We start from the raw sequence: 20,128 nt of genomic DNA on the forward strand, positions 1-20,128 counted from the left end.
TTCAGGTGCTCGCTGGCGCATCCCGCAATTCGCGGCGCAGGATCTTGCCGACGTTGGTCTTGGGCAGCTCCTTGCGGAACTCGACGATGCGCGGATGCTTGTAGCCGGTCAGGTTGGCGCGGGCGAATTCCTTGACCTGTTCCTCGGTCAGGTTCGGGTCCTTCTTGACGATGACCACTTTCACCGCTTCGCCGGACTTCTCGTTGGGCACGCCGACTGCGGCAACCTCCAGCACACCGGGCATCATGGCGATCACGTCCTCGATCTCGTTCGGATACACGTTGAAGCCGGAGACCAGGATCATGTCCTTCTTGCGATCGACGATATAGAAGAAGCCCTTCTCGTCCATGCGCGCCATGTCACCGGTATGCAGCCAGCCATCGGCATCGATGGCCTGGTCGGTTTCATCCTGGCGATGCCAGTAGCCCTTCATCACCTGCGGGCCGCGAATGCACAGTTCGCCCACTTCGCCGACCGGAACCTGCTGGCCGTCGTCGTTCTTCACGCAGGCGTCGGTGGAGGGGATCGGCAGGCCGATCGAGCCGTTGTATTCCTTCAGATCCAGCGGGTTGATACAGGCGGCCGGCGAGGTCTCGGTCAGGCCGTAGGCCTCGATCAGCGTCACCCCGGTGGTCTTCTTCCAGCGTTCGGCGACCGAACGCTGCACGGCCATACCGCCGCCAAGCGTGACCTTCAGGCCGGAGAAGTCGACCTCGTCAAACCCGGGGGTGTTGAGCAGGCCGTTGAACAGCGTGTTGACGCCGGTGATGGCGGTGAAGCGGTTGTTCTTGAGCTCTTTGACGAAGCCCTTCATGTCGCGCGGGTTGGTGATCAGGTAGTTCAGCGCGCCGATCTTCATGAAAACCAGGCCGTTCGCCGTCAATGCGAAGATATGGTAGAGAGGCAGCGCGGTGATGATCACTTCCTTGCCCGGCTCCACGCCCGAGCCACTGATCCATGCCGAGGCCTGCTGCATGTTCGCCACCAGATTGCGGTGGGTGAGCATGGCGCCCTTGGCCACGCCCGTGGTGCCGCCGGTGTACTGCAGGAACGCGATGTCGTCGTGGTCGATGTCTACGGCCGGCAGCCGGTGGCGCTTGCCCAACGCGAGCGCCTCCTTGAAGCGGATCGCGCCGTGCAGGCGGTAATCCGGGACCATCTTTTTCACGTACTTCAGCACGAAGTTGACTATCGCGCCCTTCGGAAAGCCGAGCAGGTCGCCCAGCCCGGTGGTGATCACCTGCTTGACCGGTGTATCGGCGATCACCTGCTGCACGGTGTCGCCAAAATTGTCCACCACCACCAGCGCCACCACACCGGCGTCGACCAGCTGGTGCTTCAGTTCGCGGGGGGTGTAGAGCGGATTGACGTTCACCACGGTAAGGCCGGCGCGCAGGATGCCGAAAGTGGCAATCGGATACTGCAGGCAGTTGGGCATCATCACCGCGACGCGATCACCTTTCTTGAGCTGCAGCTCGCCCAGCAGATAGGCCGCGAACTGGCTGACCAGCGCATCGGTTTCGCCGTAGGTCAGCGTCTTGCCGAAGTTGGAGTAGGCAGGGCGATCACGGAACTTGGCCACAGACGTATCGAATACTGCTGCAACGGAGCGGAACTCGTTGACGTCGATCTCGGCCGGTACACCAGCCGGGTAACTTTGCAGCCAGGGACGTTCCTGATTCATCTTCCCCTCCAGGAAATGGATGTGGTCTAGTTGGACATCGACCGGCCGTCAGCGACACGGGCCGTTGTCGGCAGCATACCGTCCAGAATGGAAAAGGCGAAGGGAGATATGGCCCGAACGGCCCCGAATTACCTGCTTTGTGTCTTGATTTTGCTTTTACTGGCCGCCTGCAAGGCGGCGCCTCCCGAGCAGCGGCTGCGCCAGACGGTTGCCGCGATGCAGGAAGCGGTGGAGCGGGGGGCGCCTGCGGACTTCATGGCGTCCGTTTCGGCGGACTTCGTCGGCAACGAGGGTCTGGACCGCGCAGGGCTGGAGCGGCTGCTCAAGGCACAGCTGCTGCTGAACCACCGGGTGACGGTGCAGACCGGCCCGGTCACGGTGGCGATGGGCGAAGACATGCGCACGGCCACGGTGCGTTTCACGGTGCTGATGGTCGGTGGCAGCGGGCGGTTCCTACCCGAGCGCGGCGAAATGCAGGAGGTGGTCAGCGGCTGGCGCGATGAGGATGACCGCTGGCAGGTGTATAGCGCTTCGTGGAAGAGGGCAGGTGAGCCGGAGCTTTAAGCCGGGCAGCACCGTATCGCCCCAGGCCTCCTCAGCGCCTGGGCAGGAAGCGCCCTTGTCCGGGCGCTTCCTGCCAAGATCAGGCCGCTTTCTTCGCGGCCAGCTGGCGTAGCACGTATTGCAGCAGACCGCCGTTGCGGAAGTATTCCACCTCCTTGGGCGTCAACAGCAGCACGTTGGCAGTGAACGTGCTGGTACTGCCGTCGGCGCTGGTCGCGGTGACCGTCGCGGTCTTGGCCTTGCCGTCGTCCAGCCCGGTCACATCGAACACCTCCGAGCCATCCAGGCCCAGACTCTGGGCGTTCTGGCCATCACGGAACTGCAGCGGCAGCACGCCCATGCCGACCAGGTTGGAGCGGTGGATGCGCTCGAAGCTCTCGGCGATCACCGCCTTGACACCCAGCAGGTTGGTGCCCTTGGCCGCCCAGTCGCGCGAGGAGCCGGTGCCGTATTCCTTGCCGGCCAGCACCACCAGCGGCACGCCATCGGCTTTGTACTTCATCGCCGCATCGTAGATCGCCAGTTTCTCGCCGCTCTGGCTGCCCGGGGCGTAATACAGGGTGTTGCCGCCTTCCTCGCCGCCAAACATCAGGTTCTTGATGCGGATGTTGGCGAAGGTGCCGCGGACCATCACATCGTCGTTGCCGCGGCGGCTGCCGTAGCTGTTGAAGTCCACCGGCTGCACGCCGCGCGACTGCAGGAAGCGGCCGGCTGGCGAGTCCTTCTTGATGTTGCCGGCCGGGGAGATGTGGTCGGTGGTGATCGAATCGCCAAACAGTCCCAGCACGCGCGCGCCGTGGATGTCGGCGATGTTGCCGACCTGCATGGTCATGCCATCGAAGTAGGGCGGGTTCTTGATATAGGTGGAGTCCGAATTCCACTGATAGGCCTGGCCTTCCGGCGAGGCGATCTGCGCCCAGCGGCTGTCGCCCTTGAACACGTCGGCGTAGTTCTGCTTGAACATCTCAGGGCCGACGGTGGCGGCGATGGTGTCGCCGATTTCCTTGTTGCTGGGCCAGATGTCACGCAGGTACACATCCTTGCCGTCGCTGCCCTTGCCCAGTGGCTGGGTGGTCAGGTCGATGTTGACCGTGCCGGCGATGGCATAGGCGACCACCAGCGGCGGCGAGGCCAGATAGTTGGCCTTCACTTCCGGATGCACGCGGCCTTCAAAGTTGCGGTTGCCCGACAGCACCGAGGCCACCACCAGCTCGTTCTGGCCGATGCCCACGGATACCGCTTCGGGCAGTGGGCCGGAGTTGCCGATGCAGGTGGTGCAGCCATAGCCGACCACGTAGAAGCCGAGTTTCTCCAGATCGGCCAGGACGCCCGCCTTTTCAAGATAGTCGGTGACCACCCGCGAGCCGGGTCCGAGCGAGGTCTTCACCCATGGCTTGGCCTTCAGGCCCAGGCGCGCGGCATTGCGGGCCAGCAGCCCGGCACCGAGCATCACCGCCGGATTGGAGGTGTTGGTGCACGAGGTGATCGCGGCGATCACCACCGAGCCGTCGCACAGCTCGGCGTCCTCATCGTTGATGCGGATCTTCGAGATGGGTTTGGCAGCCAGGTGGGTGGCCTGCGGCTGGGCGCCGCCTTCCTCCTTGAAGTCTTCCACCGCGCAACCGACCCGGGGTTTGCGGTGGGCGATCAGGCCCTTCAGCGCTTCGGCGAAATTGCTGTGCACGTCCTCCAGCAGTACGCGATCCTGCGGACGCTTGGGCCCGGCCAGCGACGGCTTCACCTCGGCCATGTCCAGTTCCAAGGTGGCGCTGTACTGCGCAGGCGCGCTGCCGGTGTCATGCCACAGCCCCTGCGCTTTGGCGTAGGTCTCCACCAGGGCGATCTGTGCCTCGCTGCGGCCGGACAGGCGCAGGTAATTCAACGATTCGGCATCGATCGGGAAAATGCCGCAGGTGGCGCCGTACTCCGGGGCCATGTTGGCGATGGTGGCGCGATCGGCCAGCGGCAGGTGCTGCAGGCCGTCGCCGTAGAACTCGACGAACTTGCCGACCACGCCAAACTTGCGCAGCATCTGGGTAACGGTCAGCACCAGGTCGGTGGCGGTGGCGCCTTCGGGCAGTTTGCCGGTCAGTTTGAAGCCCACCACCTGCGGGATCAGCATCGAGGAGGGCTGGCCGAGCATCGCCGCCTCGGCTTCGATGCCGCCCACGCCCCAGCCCAGCACGCCGATGCCGTTGATCATGGTGGTGTGCGAATCGGTGCCGAACACGGTGTCCGGGAATGCCCAGCGGGTGCCGTCGATCTCGCGCTCCATCACCACGCGGGCCAGGTTCTCCAGATTCACCTGGTGGACGATGCCGGTGTTGGGGGGCACCACCTTGAAGTTCTCGAAGGCCTTCTGGCCCCAGCGCAGGAAGCTGTAGCGCTCGCGGTTGCGCTCGAATTCGATCTTGCCGTTGAGGTCCAGCGCATCCGGACGGCCGAACACGTCCACCTGTACCGAATGGTCGATGACCAGCTCGGAGGGGATCAGCGGGTTGATCTGCTCGGCGTTGCCGCCCAGCCGGGTCACCGCATCGCGCATGGCGGCAAGGTCGACCACGCATGGCACGCCGGTGAAGTCCTGCAGCACCACACGCGCCGGCATGAAGGCGATTTCGGTGTCCGGTTCCGCCGTCGGCTTCCATTTCGCCACCGCTTCGATGTGCTCCGGCCCTACGGTCTGGCCGCCGTCCTCGTGCCTGAGCAGGTTCTCCAGCAGGATCTTCATCGAATAGGGCAGGTGGGAGATGTCGAACTTCCGGCCGAGCGTGGGCAGGCTGCAGTAGGTGTAACGCTGACCGCCAACCTCCAGCTCGCTGCGGGTGGAGAATGAGTCGTTCATTGGGCTTGCTCCTTGTTGCATGCAGATGGCTTGCCGCGGCAGGGCCGCGCGGGCGTTCCGGGCCGGCGCCCGGTGATGTGAATGCGTACCCGAGTATGGCCGAAGCCGGATTGGGCGGGCGCTGCCAGCCGCCGCAGTCTAGGCAGGGCCATGTTGCGGCCATGTAACGGCGCCCAGCGCGACATCCGGCCGCAACGGACCGGGACGGTAGCGGGTCGATTGGGGTATGCCGGTCAAAGTATGTATAATTCATGCATACTTTGCTGGAGGTCCCATGGAAGCCACCGTAGCTGAACGCGGGCAGATCACCCTGCCCAAGGCGGTACGCGATGCACTGGGCCTGACCAAGGGCACCCAGTTGAAGGTCGAGCTGGACGGCAGCCGCATCATCCTGCGCAAAAGCGTGGACGACGCCATTTCCCGCGCGCGTGGCAAGTTCGCGCTGGACGGATTTGAATCGGCCGAGCAGGCGGTGCGCACCGTCCGCGACGAGACGGACGGCGCATGATCGCCGTCGACTCCCCGGTCCTGATCGAACTGCTCAGCGACGGCCCGCGTGCCGACGCGGTGGAGGCCTGCCTGCGGCAGGCGCTGGTCGGTGGCCGGGTGGTCATCTGCGGGACAACCCTCGCCGAGATCTGCGCCTCGTTGCGTGGCGGTGCCGAGGTGCAGGAAGCGCTGGAGGAAATGGGCGTCCATTTCAACGCGCTGGAAGCCAAATCCGCGCTGCGCGCCGGCGAGATGCACCGCCGCCACCGGCAGCGCAGCGGCGATACCCGCCGCATCGACGATTTCATGGTCGGTGCCCATGCCCTGTTGCAGTGCGACGGGCTGATCACCTGGAACGACACGTTTTACCGCGATTACTTCAAGGGCTTGAAGCTGATCGTGCCGCAAGCCTGATCCCATCCATTCTCAAACCGTACCCCCGGGAGTTGTCATGTTGGAAGCCTACCGCCACCACGTAGCCGAGCGCGCCGCGCTTGGCATCCCGCCGCTGCCGCTGACCGCACAGCAGACGGCCGACGTCATCGAGCTGCTGAAGAACCCGCCCGCCGGCGAGGCCGAGTTCCTGCTGGACCTGATCACCCACCGCGTGCCGGCCGGCGTCGATGATGCCGCCAAGGTCAAGGCCTCGTACCTGGCCGCCGTTGCCTTCGGCACCGAGACCAATGCGCTGATCAGCCGTGCGCGCGCCACCGAACTGCTGGGCACCATGCTTGGCGGTTACAACGTCGCCCCGTTGATCCAGCTGCTGGACGATGCCGAAGTCGGCGCCATTGCCGCCAATGCGCTCAAGCACACCCTGCTGGTGTTCGATGCGTTCCATGACGTGCAGGAAAAGGCCAAGGCAGGCAACGCCAACGCCCAGTCCGTGCTGCAGAGCTGGGCCGATGCCGAGTGGTTCACTTCCAAGCCGGAAGTGCCGCAGAGCCTGACCATCACCGTGTTCAAGGTGCCGGGCGAAACCAACACCGACGACCTGTCGCCGGCACCGGACGCCACCACCCGCCCGGACATCCCGCTGCACGCGCTGGCGATGCTGAAGAACAAGCGTCCCGACGCGCCGTTCGTGCCCGAGGAAGACGGCAAGCGCGGCCCGATCCAGGAAATCCTGTCGCTGAAGGAAAAGGGCAACCTGGTCGCCTACGTCGGTGACGTGGTCGGCACCGGCTCCAGCCGCAAGTCCGCCACCAACTCGGTGCTGTGGTTCACCGGCGAAGACATCCCCTTCATCCCGAACAAGCGCTTCGGCGGAGTGTGCCTGGGTTCGAAGATCGCCCCGATCTTCTACAACACCATGGAAGACGCCGGCGCGCTGCCGATCGAGCTGGACGTGTCGCAGATGAACCACGGCGATGTGGTCGAGCTGCGTCCGTACGACGGCAAGGCGCTGAAGAACGGCGAAGTCATCGCCGAGTTCCAGGTCAAGAGCGACGTGCTGTTCGACGAAGTGCGCGCCGGTGGCCGTATTCCGCTGATCATCGGCCGCGGCCTGACCGCCAAGGCGCGTGAAGCGCTGGGCCTGCCGGTCACCGACCTGTTCCGCCAGCCGACCGCACCGGTCGATACCGGCAAGGGCTTCAGCCTGGCGCAGAAGATGGTCGGCCGCGCCTGCGGTCTGCCGGAAGGCCAGGGCGTGCGTCCGGGTGCCTACTGCGAACCGAAGATGACCACCGTCGGCTCGCAGGACACCACCGGCCCGATGACCCGTGACGAACTGAAGGACCTGGCCTGCCTGGGCTTCTCGGCCGACCTGGTGATGCAGTCGTTCTGCCACACCGCCGCCTATCCGAAGCCGGTGGACGTGAAGACCCACCACACCCTGCCGGAGTTCATCTCCACCCGTGGCGGCGTCTCGCTGCGTCCGGGCGACGGCATCATCCACTCGTGGTTGAACCGCATGCTGCTGCCCGACACCGTCGGCACCGGTGGCGACTCGCACACCCGCTTCCCGATCGGCATCTCGTTCCCGGCCGGTTCCGGCCTGGTCGCGTTCGCCGCAGCCACCGGCGTGATGCCGCTGGACATGCCCGAGTCGGTGCTGGTCCGCTTCAAGGGCAAGATGCAGCCGGGCGTGACCTTGCGTGATCTGGTCCACGCGATCCCGCTGTATGCGATCAAGCAGGGCCTGCTGACCGTTGCCAAGCAGGGCAAGAAGAACATCTTCTCCGGCCGCATCCTGGAAATCGAAGGCCTGTCGGATCTGAAGATCGAGCAGGCGTTCGAGCTGGCTGACGCCTCGGCCGAGCGTTCGGCCGCCGGTTGCGCGGTCAAGCTGGACAAGGCCCCGATCATCGAATACCTGACCAGCAACATCACCCTGTTGAAGTGGATGATTGCCGAAGGTTATGCCGATGCCCGCACCCTGGCGCGCCGCATTGAGAAGATGGAAGCCTGGCTGGCCGACCCGCAGCTGCTGGAAGCCGATGCCGATGCCGAGTACGCCGCGGTCATCGAGATCGACCTGGCCGAAATCGTCGAGCCGATCGTCTGCTGCCCGAACGATCCGGACGATGCCAAGACCCTGTCGGACGTGGCCGGCGCGCAGATCGACGAAGTGTTCATTGGTTCGTGCATGACCAACATCGGCCACTTCCGTGCCGCGGCCAAGCTGTTGGAAGGCAAGCGCGACATCCCGACCCGTCTGTGGATCGCTCCGCCGACCAAGATGGATGCCGCCGAACTGACCAAGGAAGGCCACTACGGCACCTTCGGCGCCGCCGGTGCCCGCATGGAAATGCCGGGCTGCTCGCTGTGCATGGGCAACCAGGCGCAGATCCGTGAAGGCTCCACCGCGATGTCGACCTCGACCCGCAACTTCCCGAACCGCCTGGGTCGCAACACCAACGTGTACCTGGGTTCGGCCGAGCTGGCCGCGATCTGCTCGCGTCTGGGTCGCATCCCGACCCGTGAGGAGTACATGGAAGCGGCCGGTGTGCTGGCCGGTGCCGGCGATTCGATCTACCGCTACATGAACTTCGACCAGATCCAGGAATACCAGGACGTGGCCGACACCGTCACCGCCTGACACTGACGGTTGAGCAACAGAAGAAAGCCCGGCGATCGCCGGGCTTTCTTTGTTGTGGCTGCGCCGAAAGAGGCGGTATCAGGCCGTTGGCAGGGTGCCTCGGTGGTGTTCCAGCCACGACTCCAGTGCCGGTGCCGGCAGGGCGGGTGAGAACAGGAAGCCCTGCAGCAGGTCGCAACCGTGCGCGGCCAGGAACTGGCGCTGGCACTCGGTCTCCACCCCTTCGGCGACCACCAGTTTGTTCAGGTTCTCGCCGATGCGCAGGATTGACACGATCAGCGAGCGGGCGGTTTCACTGTGTTCGATGTCCTGCACGAAGCTGCGATCGAGCTTGAGCTCGCTGATTGGCAGGCGGTGCAGGTGGCTGAGGCTGGAATAGCCGGTACCGAAATCGTCCAGCGACAGGCAGAAACCCAGTGCGTGCAGCGCATCCAGGTTGCGCAGGACGCGCGCATGCGCCGAGAGCATCACGCTTTCGGTCATTTCCAGTACCAGGTCGCTCGCCCCCAGGTGGTATTCCTGCAGCAGTCCGCGCAGCTGGTCCGGCAGCGTGGCGTTGTCGAAATTGCTCGCCGACAGGTTCACCGAGATCCGTGGAACCGGTACGCCACGTTGTCGCCAGTGGCCCAGGTCATCGCAGGCCTGTCGCAGCACCCACAGGCTGAGCTCGTCCATCAGCCCGCATTCCTCGGCCATCGGAATGAACCGGGCCGGCGAGACACTGCCCATATGCGGATGTTCCCAGCGCAGCAGGGCTTCCACGCCGGAGAGCTGCTGGGTACGGCTGCACAGTTGCGGCTGGTAATGGAGCGTGAGCTGGTCACCGCGCAGGGCCTCGCGCAGGGCGGCCTCCATCACCACCCGTTCCTGTGCGACGCGGTTCATGTCCAGGCTGAAGAAACGGAAGCCCGAGCCGCCCTCGTCCTTGGCGCGATACATCGCCAGATCGGCGTGGCGGAGCAGGGTGTCGATGTCGCGACCATCCACCGGATACATCGCCACGCCGATGCTGGCACTGGCGTTGACGGTGATCTGGCCCACGTTCAGTGGCGCGGCGATGGCGCCGATCAGGCGCTCGCAGATGGCCGCGGTCTGCACCGCACTGCAGCCGGGTACCAGGAGCAGAAATTCATCACCGACCTGCCGGCCGAACAGGGCGGAGGGGCCGACGACGCCGGCCATGCGCTGGGCCACGTCCCGCAGCAGACCATCGCCTGCGGAATGGCCCTGGCTTTCGTTGATGCGCTTGAACCGGTCCAGACCGATGAACAGCGCTGCGACCTGTTGCCCGTTCTGTTCGCAACTGGCGAGCAATTGCTCGGCGCGGGCGGTGAACATCATCCGGTTGGGCAGGCCGGTCAGCGCATCGTAGAACGCCAGCTGGTGTACCCGCGCGCGGGTGTGTTCGCGTTCCAGCGCGAGCGCGCACAGATGCAGGCTCAGTTCGACCAGCGCGCGGTGCCAGGGAGCAGGCTCGCGCGCTTCAAGGTAGTGGAAAGCCAGCGTGCCCAGCACCTGCCCGCTGCTGGAACGGATCGGGTTGGCCCAACAGGCGCGCAAACCGGAGGACAGCAGTTCGCCGGCATGTGCGGCGCACAGGGGATCGGTGGCGATATCGGCGACGATGACCGGACGGTTGCGCCACGCCGCGACACCGCAGATGCCGCCGCCGACGCCGACCGGTTGCCCATTGAGATAGTCGACCAGCGCCGTGGGGAGGCTGGGTGCGGCGATGATCCGCAACATGTGGTTTGCATCGATCTGGCTGACCGAGGCCCGCAGATCGGGGGCCACACGTTCTATCTCGCGGCAGATCAGGCTCATCGTCTCGGCCAGCGAGACTTCGCGTACCAGCGCATCGAGCACTTTGTTCTGCAGCACTTCGTGGGTCTTGGCCGCGGTGATGTCGGTCAGGACATTGATGAAGCAATCGACCGTTCCATCGGCAGCCGGTACCGGTGTGGCGACCACCGACACCCACAGCGGGCTGCCATCACGGCGATAGCCCAGCACATCGGCACGATGCGGCTTTCCGGCAAGGTGATGTGCCCCCAGCTGGCGGATCGTCTCCGCATCGGTGTGTGTGCCCAACAGCAGATGCTGCGGCTGGCGGCCGCAAGCCTCTTCGCGGGTATAGCCGAACATGCGGAAGAAACCGTCGTTGCTGTACTGGATGACGGCATTGCGGTCACACAGCAGGATCGCATTGGCGCTGTGGTCCAGCGCCAGTGCCAGCTGGCGTGCATCCACGGTGGGCGTGGATGGAGCGTTTGAAGCAGGCGTCACTTCCCGCATTGCTGCCATGCGTTCTTCCGTAGGTTGAGTGGAGCTGCTGCGTTGCCGGCCATGGCGTAGGGTGGGGGCTGTCAGGACTGGGAAAGCGTGACCAGCCGGCTGGCGATCTGCTCCAGCGGCAGCATCTCCTCCGCTGCGCCCAGACGTACCGCGCTGCCGGGCATCCCCCAGACAACGCTGGTGGCCTCATCCTGCACGAGTGTGGGTGCGCCGGCCTGTTTCAGCTCCAGCAGCCCCCGCGCGCCATCGTCGCCCATCCCCGTAAGAATCGCGCCGATGGCATTGGCACCTGCGGCCAGCGCGACGGAGCGGAACAGGACATCGACTGCCGGTTTATGCCGGTTGACCGGAGCGGAATCATCGATCCGGCAGCGCCAGCGCGCACCGTCGCGGATGATGCGCAGATGCCGTCCGCCCGGAGGAAGATAGGCGTGGCCCGGCAGGATGGCTTCGCCGTCGGTCGCTTCGCGCACCGACATGGCCGAATGCCGGTCCAGGCGTTCGGCGAAGGCCCTGCTGAAACTGGCGGGAATATGCTGTGTTATCACTATCGCCGGTGCGTCGGCAGGCATGCCTTCAAGCACCACCCGCAGCGCTTCGGTTCCACCGGCCGAGGCGCCGATTGCGATCAGCCGGTCGGTGGTGCGAAAACGGGTGGGCGCCGGGACAGTGCTTTGTGCGGACAGGCGACGGTTTCCGGGGTGCGCACCGATTGCCCGCACGCGCGAATGCGCCGCCGCTCTTACCTTTTCGCACAGCTCGTCCGCGTAGCTTTCCAGTCCGCGCGCGACGTCGAGTTTGGGCTTGGCGATGAAATCCACGGCACCCAGCGCCAGCGCCTGCAGGGTGGTGTCGGCACCACGCTCGGTCAGCGAGGAAACCATCACCACCGGCAGTGGATGCAGCCGCATCAGGTTTTCGAGAAATGCCAGTCCATCCATGCGCGGCATTTCCACATCCAGGGTCAACACGTCCGGATTCAGGCGCTTGATCTTCTCGCGGGCGAGCAGCGGGTCGGCGGCGGTGCCGACCACTTCAATGCCAGGATCGCGTGCGAGGATTTCCGACAGGAGCTGGCGCACCAGCGCCGAGTCGTCGACGATCAACACGCGGCAGGGAGGTTGCAGCGTCATTCGAACAACTCCACACCACCACTGACCGGCGTGCGCGAGAGCTGCGCGCGGACGGCCGATTCGGTTGCGGCAACGGCGGCGGCATCATCATGGGCATGTGGCAGACGTTGCACCACCACCCGGCCGGTGATGGGAAAGAACCAGATCTTGCGCGGATGGATGCCGCACAGATCCTCGGCGATGACCGGAATCTTCTCGGCCAGCAGGTACTGGCGGACGAACTCGGCATTGCGGGTGCCCACCGGGTTGCTGGTGAATCCCTTGAGCACGTTGGCGCCGCCGAAGACCTTGGCTTCCAGCCGCTTGCGGTTGGCGCCGCGCTTGAGCAGATCGTTGATCAGCAGTTCCATCGCATAGCTGCCGTAGCGCGCAGGAGCTCCGTCGCTTACGGTGCCGTCGGGCAGCAGGAAGTGGTTCATGCCGCCAATACCGAGAATGGGATCGCGGATGCAGGCGGCCACGCACGAACCCAGCGTCGTCGTCAGTGCTGTGTCGTCATCGACCACCAGGTATTGGGTAGGCAGCAGTTTGGCGGCAATCGTCTGGAAACGACTGTCGCGGTAGCGCATCACGCCGTCGTCGTGGCGGGTGCTGGACTTCATGCACGGGTTCCTTTCGCGCGCCGGTACAGGGTGCGACCGCACGGCTGGATCAGATCCGCGGCGTGCAGGTAGTTCTCCGAGTGGCCGGTGTACAGCAATCCATCTTCGGCAAGATGCGGCACCAGTCGCGACAGGATCGCCCGCTGCGTCGGCTTGTCGAAATAGATCATCACGTTGCGACAGAACAGCGCCTCGAACGGTCCGCCCACGTCATAGCGCGGGGTCAGCAGATTCAGGGGGCGGAAATCGATCAGTGCGCGCAGCGCCGGCAACACCCGGCATTTGCCTTCATGGGGACCGGTGCCCCGCTGGAAGTAGCGCTTCTTCACTGCAGGCTCCAGCGCGGCGATACGCTCGATCGGATACACGCCCTGCGCGGCGGTCGCCAGCACCTGCGTGTCCACATCCGTTGCGAGGATGCGCACCGGCGGCGTCAGGCTGCCGAACGCCTCGCAGGCGGTGATGGCGATCGAATAGGGTTCCTCACCGGTGGACGCCGCACAGGACCAGATATTCAAGGGTGCGTGAGCGGCGCGTTCGCGCAGCTCGTCGTGCAAACGCTCGAAGTGATGCGGTTCGCGGAAGAACGAGGTGAGGTTGGTGGTCAGTGCGTTGGTGAACGCCTGCCACTCGTCGCCACCGTCCTGTTCGAGCTTGTCCAGATAGTCCTTGAAGTCCCGCAGGCCCAATACGCGCAGACGGCGGGACAGGCGGCCGTACACCATGTCGCGCTTTGCCGGTGCCAGCGCGATGCCGGCCCGCTGGTGGATCAGTTCGCACACGCGACGGAAATCCCGGTCGTCGAACTCGAAATCCCGGCCGGCGCTGGGGGAGTGAAGTGTCGTCATGATCCGGCGTCAGCTGGCCAGTGCGAGGGTGTGGGTGGCGTTCATCCGCGCGGACGGGCCGGCCTCTGCCGTCAAGCGGAATGCGGACACCGCCTCGTCCAGCAGCAGCGCCTGTTCCTCCATCGAGCGCGCGGCGGCGGTGGCTTCCTCCACCAGGGCGGCGTTCTGCTGGGTGGTTTCATCCATCTGCACCACGGTCTGGTTGACCTGCTCGATACCGGCGGACTGTTCCTGCGAGGCGGCGGAGATCTCGGCCATGATGTCGGTCACGCGCTGCACGCTGCTGACAATCTCGCCCATGGTGGCGCCGGCCTGGTGCACCAGCGTCGAGCCTTCGGACACCTTCTCGACGGAATCATCGATCAGCCCCTTGATCTCCTTGGCGGCACCGGCCGAGCGTTGTGCCAAGGTGCGCACTTCACTGGCGACCACGGCAAAACCCCGGCCCTGCTCGCCGGCCCGGGCCGCCTCCACCGCGGCGTTGAGCGCCAGGATGTTGGTCTGGAAGGCGATGCCGTCGATCACCGAGATGATGTCGGCGATGCGCCTGGAGGAGGCCTCGATCCCGCTCATCGTGGTCACCACCTGATGAACCACCTGGCCGCCCTGCGAGGCGACCGACGCGGCGCCGATGGCGAGCTGGTTGGCCTGGCGGGCGTGCTCGGCGTTCTGGCGCACGGTGGAGGTCAGTTCCTCCATCGAAGCGGCGGTTTCTTCTAGGTTGGCAGCCTGCTGCTCGGTGCGCTGCGACAGGTCCTGGTTGCCGGTGGCGATCTCCGAGGCGGCCAGGTTGATGCTGGACGCGGCGTTCTGGATGCGGCCGACAATGCCTGCGAGCTGGTCGACGGTGGCATTGGCATCGTCACGTATCCGGGCGAACACGCCATTGAACTGGCCGTCCATGCGTACGGTCAGGTCGCCCTGGGCGATGGCGCGCAGCAGATCCGATATCCGGGTCAGATTGTGGTCGCTGACCTGCATCATGGCGTTGAGGCTTTCCACCATTTCGCGGAAGTCATGTTCGAAGCGGCTTTCGTCGCCACGCTGGCTGAAGTCGCCGGCGGCGGCCGCGCTACCCAGGCGCTTGATCTCGCCATTGATGGCGGCCAGGTTCTGCTTGATCGTCGCCATGGTTTCGGTGATGACACGCTTCTCGCCCGGCAGCAGCGGCATGTCCGGACTCAGGTCGCCAATGGCGTAGCGCTGGGCGATGGCGATGACCTGCATGTTCACGTCGATATGGCTTGCGACCAGCGTGTTGGTCTCGGCCACCATCACCCCGTAGCTGCCCGGGAAGGCACTGGCGTCGATGCGGTGGCCGATGGCGCCGGCATCGTGCTGGCGGGCCATTTCATTCTGGGCATCGATCACCGCGCGCAACTGGTCCTGCATGCGCCGCATGCTGTCCAGCAGCTGGCCAGTCTCATCGCGGGTGGCTGCGGCAATGGGGTTGTCCATGCGGCCCTGGGCGATGGCGTTGGCAACAGCGGTGGCGTTGCGCAGCGGCAGCACGATACGGTTGCCGATGATCCAGCTCAGCGCCACGACCAGCAGCACCAGAAAACCACCCGCCACGGTCATGATCGCGGTGAACCTCAGTGCCTGCGACTGCACATCGTCCATGTACACACCGCTGGAAACGATCCAGTTCCACGGCTTGTACATGCCGGCATAGGCGAGTTTTTCCACCGGCTCTTCGTGACCGGGTTTGGCCCATGTGTAGCCGACATAGCCACCGCCGCGTTTGGCCGCCTCCACCTGTTCGAAGTAGACGGCCACCCCGTCCTCGCTGCGGAAGTCCTTCATCGGCTTGCCGAGCAGATCCTTGCGGAAAGGATGCATCAGGACCGTGTAATCGGTGGAATAGATGTTGAAGTAGTTGACGTCGCCATCCGAGCGCATGGCCTGCACTGCGGCGATGGCCTGCTCCTGCGCGTCGGCCAGTGGCACGCTGCCGTTCTCGGCGAGCTGGGCATAGTGGTCCAGCACGCCGTAGCTCAGCTCCACCTGCGTGCGCAGTGTGTCCTTGCGTGTTTCATACAGGTCCACGTACTGCATGCGTGCGGCGATCACCGACAGGGCAATGACGCCCAGTACGATCAGTACGGTGAGCAGGTTCAGCTTGCCGCGTACGGAGATGTTGCTGATGTAACTCGACCAGAGACGATAGATATTCATTGACAGGAGGTTGTGGGCAGCAGGGCGTAAGCGGGATACCTGTGTATCGGCGCTGTCAAGGAAAAGTTGAGCGTCATCAAAGCAAAACCCCGGCGTTTGCCGGGGTTTTGGGTGGATCAGAACTCCTGCCAGTCCGAGTCGGCCAGTTCGGCCACTGCGGTTCTGGGGCTGGCGCTGCGGCGCCGTGGCGTGGGTTCCGGGGCAGGAGCCGCCTTGCGCGGCACAGGTTGGGCAGCGGCGATGGTGGACGGCGCGCGGGTCTCCAGCTGGCTTTCCTCCAGCTGGAACACCGATACCACGTCGGCCAGGTGGCCGGCCTGTTCTTCCATCGAGCGTGCGGCGGCGGTGGCTTCCTCCACCAGGGCGGCGTTCTGCTGGGTGGTCTCGTCCATCTGCACCACGGTCTGGTTGACCTGTTCGATGCCGGCCGACTGCTCCTGCGAAGCGGCGGAGATCTCGGCCATGATATCGGTCACGCGCTGTACCGAGGCGACGATCTCGCCCATCGTGGAGCCGGCCTTGCGCACCAGGGCCGAGCCATCGGCCACCTTGCTGACCGAATCATCGATCAGTCCCTTGATCTCCTTGGCAGCGCCTGCCGAGCGCTGTGCCAGGGTGCGCACTTCCGAGGCCACCACGGCAAAGCCACGGCCCTGTTCACCGGCGCGAGCAGCCTCGACGGCGGCGTTGAGTGCCAGGATGTTGGTCTGGAAGGCGATGCCATCGATGACCGAGATGATCTCGGCGATCTTCTTCGACGAGGCTTCGATGCCAGTCATCGTGGTGACGACCTGGCTGACCACATCGCCCCCCTGCGAGGCCACCGAAGCGGCGCCGATGGCGAGCTGGTTGGCCTGGCGGGCCGACTCGGCGTTCTGGCGCACGGTGGAGGTCAGTTCCTCCATCGAGGCTGCGGTCTCCTCCAGGTTGGCCGCCTGCTGCTCGGTGCGGCGCGACAGATCGCTGTTGCCGCTGGCGATCTCGGTTGCAGCCGCATTGATCGACACCGAGGACTGCTTGATGCGGCTGACGATGCCGGTCAGCTGCTCGGCCGTGGCGTTGGCGTCGTCGCGCATGGTCGCGAACACGCCCTGGAAATCACCCTGCATACGCACGGTCAGGTCGCCACGCGACAGCGCCGACAGCAGATCGGAGATCTGCGCCAGGCTCGTCGCGTTGGCGTCGAGCAGGCTGTTGAGCTGGCTGGCCAGCGACAGGAAGAAGCCCTCCTTGCCCTGGGTGTCGATGCGGCCGCTCAGATCGCCCGCCGCGGCGGCTTCGATCACACCTGCCACTTCGCGCTCCACCAGTGCTTCGGTGGTGCGGTCGCGCCATTCCACGACATGGCCAACCGGCGTGCCGCTCTCATCACGGATCACCGAGATGGTCTGGGCGAACTCGGCCTGGCCGAAGCGCATGTCCCGCTTGAACACACCGGTCTTCTCCAGCACGTCGATCACGTGGCCGTCCACTTCGCCGTTGTGTTCCAGTGCGGTGACCGGCTGCCCGACCAGCGGCTTGCCGGCATCGTAGTGGCTCAGTTCGCCGGCGATGTCGTCGCTGTACTCCACCAGCGTATCGCGCAGCGCACGGTTGGCGTAGACGATTTCCAGGTCGGTGTTGGTCAGGTATACGCCCGTGGAAGAGTAGTCCAGCGCGGTACGGATGCGCAGGTTCTCCGCGGCGACGGCCGCATCGCGTTCGATCCGCTCACGCAGATCGCGCTGCATGCGCTGCATCGCGCGCAGCAGGTCGCCGACTTCATCGGCGCGCGAAACATCGATCGTGCCATCCAGGCGGCCGCTGGCCACATCATTGGCCACCGCTACGGCACCGCGCATCGAGCTGACCAGCGAGCGGGCGAACAGCCACACCAGCAGCAGGCCGGCGGCCGCGCCGATCAGGACCGCGATGACGGTGAGCACGGCCGAAGCGGAATAGGTTTCCTGCGCGCGCTCGCCTGCGGCCTGGGCCCGCGCATTGTCGTTGGCCGCCAGTTCCTGCAACGAGGCGTAGGCCTTGCGGTGCAGGGTGCGGGTTTCGCCGACGAAGGTGTCGATGGCGTCATCCGGCAGGTCCAGCTCCAGCATCTCGTTGACGGCGTCATAGGAGGCCAGTGCGGCAGTCCAGTCGCTTGCAAACGCGTCGAACAGTTTCTTCTGCCCGGCATCGTCGATCAGCTTCGGATAGTCGGCAATGATGGTGTCGATCTGTTTGCGCAGCGCGACGGAGCGCGCCTTGGCGTCCGCCTTGACCTCGGCACTGGCACGGATCAGGCCCTGATACTCGGTATTGCGATATTCGCTGACCAGTCCGCCCAGCTCGCCGGTGGTGCGCAGGCTGGGGGTGCGCTTTTCGGTCAGGTCGCTGGTGACGTTGTTCAGCGAGTGCAGGCCGCGGTAGGCAACGATGCCCTGCAGCAACATGAAAAACAGAACGACGCCGAAGGTCAGCAGCAGCTTCGGCTTGAGTTTCAGGGAGTGGATCCACTGCATTTGTGCAAGATCTCCGATGGCAAACCCCGCCAGCGCGGCAGGAGAACCATGCCGGCAGCCGCCGGCATGGTGACGGGCAGGTTGCTGCTTACTTGATGTTCGCCAGCTTCAGACCCGCCGGAGCGGTGACTTCGATTTCGGCGCGCGAGGAATCACGCTGGATCTTGCCGATCACGCAGACCGTCTTGCCTTCCAGCGACTCCAGCGGAAAACCGAACTTGCCGCGGTTGGCGCCGGCGATCCGTGCGGAGAACGTGTGGCGCGGGAAAGCGCCGCCCATGTGCAGGAAGGTCGGCTGGCCTTCGGAACCTTCTGCATAGCGGGCCTTCTCCACCTTCCCGCAGACCATCCCGTCCTTGCCGGCAAAGCGCGCGGCGTTCTCCGGCGGAATCATCTCCGCGGTGTCGGCAGCGGCATTGAACGAGGCGGTGGCCAGAACAGCAGCCGTGAGCAGCGGGGTCAGATGCTTGTACATCGGTATCTCCGGGATGGCGTGTTGGGGTTCCGCGGGGAGGCGGACATGATGTCGCTATCGGCCGCGAGAGCCGGTGCTTGAGGGGTGTGCTTGGAAATGCGATGCAATTCGCAGTTTCAGGCGGACGCTTCTTCCAGGGCGGTGGTCTGGCCGAGGTCGGTGATGTCCAGCAGGGTCTCGATATCCAGCAGGATCAGCATCTTGTCGTCGTGCGTACCGATGCCGGAAATGACCCGTGTGTCGACGGCAGCGCCGAACTCGGGGGTCGGGCGGATCTGGTCGCCGGTCAGCGGAATCACGTCCGAGACGCTGTCCACCACGATGCCGACCACCCGGTCTTCGACGTTGAGCACGATCATCACGGTGAAGGCGTCGTAGCGGGCCTCGTCCAGGCGCAGTTTCAGGCGCAGGTCGATCACCGGGACGATGGTGCCGCGCAGATTGATCACGCCTTTGATGTAGTCGGGGGCATCGGGCACGCGCGTGACCGAATCGTAGCCGCGGATTTCCTGCACTTTCAGGATATCCACGCCGTAGTGCTCGTTGCCGAGAGTGAAGCTGAGGTATTCACCGCCAGTGCTGGCGGCGAGCGTGCGGGTGTCGTTCATGGCGGTTCCTGGTCTTGGCGTCGAGCCGGTGCGGAGCTGGGTACAGCTCCGGTATCGGCGTTTGCCGCCAGGACTTTAGGTCCCGCGCCTCAGAAGTCGCCGTTCAGGCGGGCCTTGCGCTCGCGGTCCACGCGGAAGATGTAGCGCTGGATCATCGCGTCGGCGCCGCGCGGCAGGTCATCAAAGCGCAGTCCGACGCGTAGCTGCTCGCTGCCGTTGGGCTGTTTCTGCAGCCGCTGGTTGCAGACGATCAGTGTGACGGGAATGGGCGGCGTGTCGGGCAGCCGGAGTTCGCAGCCGCGATAGCGCTGCTGCAGTTGCAGTGGCACGGTGTCCGCGGGGAATAGCAGGGCGATGCCGCCGGCGCTGATATCGACCACCCGCCAGGCGCGTGGTTCCTCATCGCCGGTGATGGGCAGGGTGCAGTGTGGGGAATCGCCAATTGGCGTTTCCAGCCGATAGAAGTCGCGGCGCTGCAGGTGATGGATCTCGTCCGGTACCTCGACGCGGAACGCGGTCCGGCCGTGCTCCTCGATGCGTTCGAGCTGTGGCAGACGGAAGCGCACGGTGACCTTGTCCACCAGGGCGAAGCACAGCAGGTAGTCCGCATTGGCGGCATCGCGGTTGACTGCCGCCAGCGGGCTGCCGTCGAGCAGCAGGGTGTCGCCGTCCAGCTCCAGCACCGCGGTCGGGAATCCGTTCTCGCGTCCCTCCGGGTGGGCCGTCACCGTGGCGCGCTGGTCGATCAGGGCCTGCAGCAGGAGCTGGATCTGGCGCGGATTGCGGACGATGTATTTGTCGTCGGCATAGAGATTGCCGTCGAAGGAGGGAATGCTGGCGGTGGTCTGTACAAGCTCGGACATGATCGG

15 protein-coding genes are annotated in these 20,128 nt (G+C 65.0%); 4 read left to right on the forward strand and 11 right to left on the reverse strand.

Annotated elements, in window-relative coordinates; translation table 11 throughout:
• Position 1: 1 nt before the first annotated feature.
• Positions 2 to 1,684: a fatty acyl-CoA ligase RpfB gene (gene rpfB, locus ACVOMC_RS09760; protein ID WP_481523783.1), complete on the reverse strand. Its 1,683-nt coding sequence runs from the start codon at positions 1,682 to 1,684 to the stop codon at positions 2 to 4.
• Positions 1,685 to 1,828: 144 nt separating this feature from the next.
• Here rpfB and ACVOMC_RS09765 point away from each other — a divergent pair, with 144 nt between their 5' ends.
• A complete protein-coding gene (locus ACVOMC_RS09765; RefSeq protein WP_481523784.1) occupies positions 1,829 to 2,248 on the forward strand; it encodes a Cif family virulence factor in 420 nt (139 codons plus the stop codon).
• A 79-nt stretch (positions 2,249 to 2,327) separates the two neighbouring features.
• Here the strand turns inward: ACVOMC_RS09765 and acnA are convergent, their stop codons facing one another.
• The gene (gene acnA / locus ACVOMC_RS09770; protein WP_481523785.1) at positions 2,328 to 5,093 is read right to left on the reverse strand and encodes an aconitate hydratase AcnA; all 2,766 of its coding nucleotides are present in this window, start codon (positions 5,091 to 5,093) and stop codon (positions 2,328 to 2,330) included.
• 274 nt (positions 5,094 to 5,367) lie between these two features.
• Between acnA and ACVOMC_RS09775 the strand changes: the two genes are divergently transcribed.
• From ACVOMC_RS09775 to acnB, 3 genes are read left to right on the forward strand one after another with little or no spacing between them, the layout of a single operon-like run.
• Positions 5,368 to 5,601, forward strand: a complete 234-nt coding sequence (locus ACVOMC_RS09775) for an AbrB/MazE/SpoVT family DNA-binding domain-containing protein (protein WP_054656740.1) — start codon at positions 5,368 to 5,370, stop codon at positions 5,599 to 5,601.
• On the forward strand, positions 5,598 to 5,996 hold the full coding sequence (locus ACVOMC_RS09780; protein ID WP_054656741.1) for a type II toxin-antitoxin system VapC family toxin: 399 nt from the start codon (positions 5,598 to 5,600) through the stop codon (positions 5,994 to 5,996). The genes ACVOMC_RS09775 and ACVOMC_RS09780 overlap by 4 nt, the downstream gene beginning before the upstream one ends.
• A 37-nt stretch (positions 5,997 to 6,033) precedes the next feature.
• Positions 6,034 to 8,625, forward strand: coding sequence for a bifunctional aconitate hydratase 2/2-methylisocitrate dehydratase (gene acnB, locus ACVOMC_RS09785; protein ID WP_481523786.1), 2,592 nt, complete (start codon positions 6,034 to 6,036; stop codon positions 8,623 to 8,625).
• A 78-nt stretch (positions 8,626 to 8,703) separates the two neighbouring features.
• On the opposite strand, the gene ACVOMC_RS09790 is transcribed toward acnB, so the two are convergent.
• The 9 genes from ACVOMC_RS09790 to ACVOMC_RS09830 form a co-directional block, all read right to left on the reverse strand.
• Entirely contained in the window at positions 8,704 to 10,929 is a 2,226-nt protein-coding gene (locus tag ACVOMC_RS09790; protein ID WP_481523787.1) for a sensor domain-containing protein, read from the reverse strand.
• A 62-nt stretch (positions 10,930 to 10,991) separates the two neighbouring features.
• The gene (locus ACVOMC_RS09795; RefSeq protein ID WP_481523788.1) at positions 10,992 to 12,053 is read right to left on the reverse strand and encodes a protein-glutamate methylesterase/protein-glutamine glutaminase; all 1,062 of its coding nucleotides are present in this window, start codon (positions 12,051 to 12,053) and stop codon (positions 10,992 to 10,994) included.
• Complete coding sequence (gene cheD / locus ACVOMC_RS09800; protein WP_057506480.1) at positions 12,050 to 12,655, reverse strand: chemoreceptor glutamine deamidase CheD; 606 nt, start codon at positions 12,653 to 12,655, stop codon at positions 12,050 to 12,052. The genes ACVOMC_RS09795 and cheD overlap by 4 nt, the downstream gene beginning before the upstream one ends.
• On the reverse strand, positions 12,652 to 13,503 hold the full coding sequence (locus ACVOMC_RS09805; protein ID WP_481523789.1) for a CheR family methyltransferase: 852 nt from the start codon (positions 13,501 to 13,503) through the stop codon (positions 12,652 to 12,654). The genes cheD and ACVOMC_RS09805 overlap by 4 nt, the downstream gene beginning before the upstream one ends.
• A 9-nt stretch (positions 13,504 to 13,512) precedes the next feature.
• The gene (locus ACVOMC_RS09810) at positions 13,513 to 15,681 is read right to left on the reverse strand and encodes a methyl-accepting chemotaxis protein (RefSeq protein ID WP_481523790.1); all 2,169 of its coding nucleotides are present in this window, start codon (positions 15,679 to 15,681) and stop codon (positions 13,513 to 13,515) included.
• A 116-nt stretch (positions 15,682 to 15,797) separates the two neighbouring features.
• Entirely contained in the window at positions 15,798 to 18,176 is a 2,379-nt protein-coding gene (locus tag ACVOMC_RS09815; RefSeq protein ID WP_481523791.1) for a methyl-accepting chemotaxis protein, read from the reverse strand.
• Positions 18,177 to 18,264: 88 nt separating this feature from the next.
• The gene (locus ACVOMC_RS09820; RefSeq protein ID WP_481523792.1) at positions 18,265 to 18,651 is read right to left on the reverse strand and encodes a hypothetical protein; all 387 of its coding nucleotides are present in this window, start codon (positions 18,649 to 18,651) and stop codon (positions 18,265 to 18,267) included.
• Positions 18,652 to 18,767: 116 nt separating this feature from the next.
• Positions 18,768 to 19,259, reverse strand: coding sequence for a chemotaxis protein CheW (locus ACVOMC_RS09825; RefSeq protein WP_481523793.1), 492 nt, complete (start codon positions 19,257 to 19,259; stop codon positions 18,768 to 18,770).
• Between the two features lie 89 nt (positions 19,260 to 19,348).
• Positions 19,349 to 20,122 (reverse strand): flagellar brake protein, encoded by a 774-nt coding sequence (locus ACVOMC_RS09830; RefSeq protein WP_481523794.1) that lies wholly within the window; start codon positions 20,120 to 20,122, stop codon positions 19,349 to 19,351.
• Between the last annotated feature and the right edge of the window lie 6 nt (positions 20,123 to 20,128).

It is taken from the genome of Stenotrophomonas sp. STEN014 (assembly GCF_056760315.1).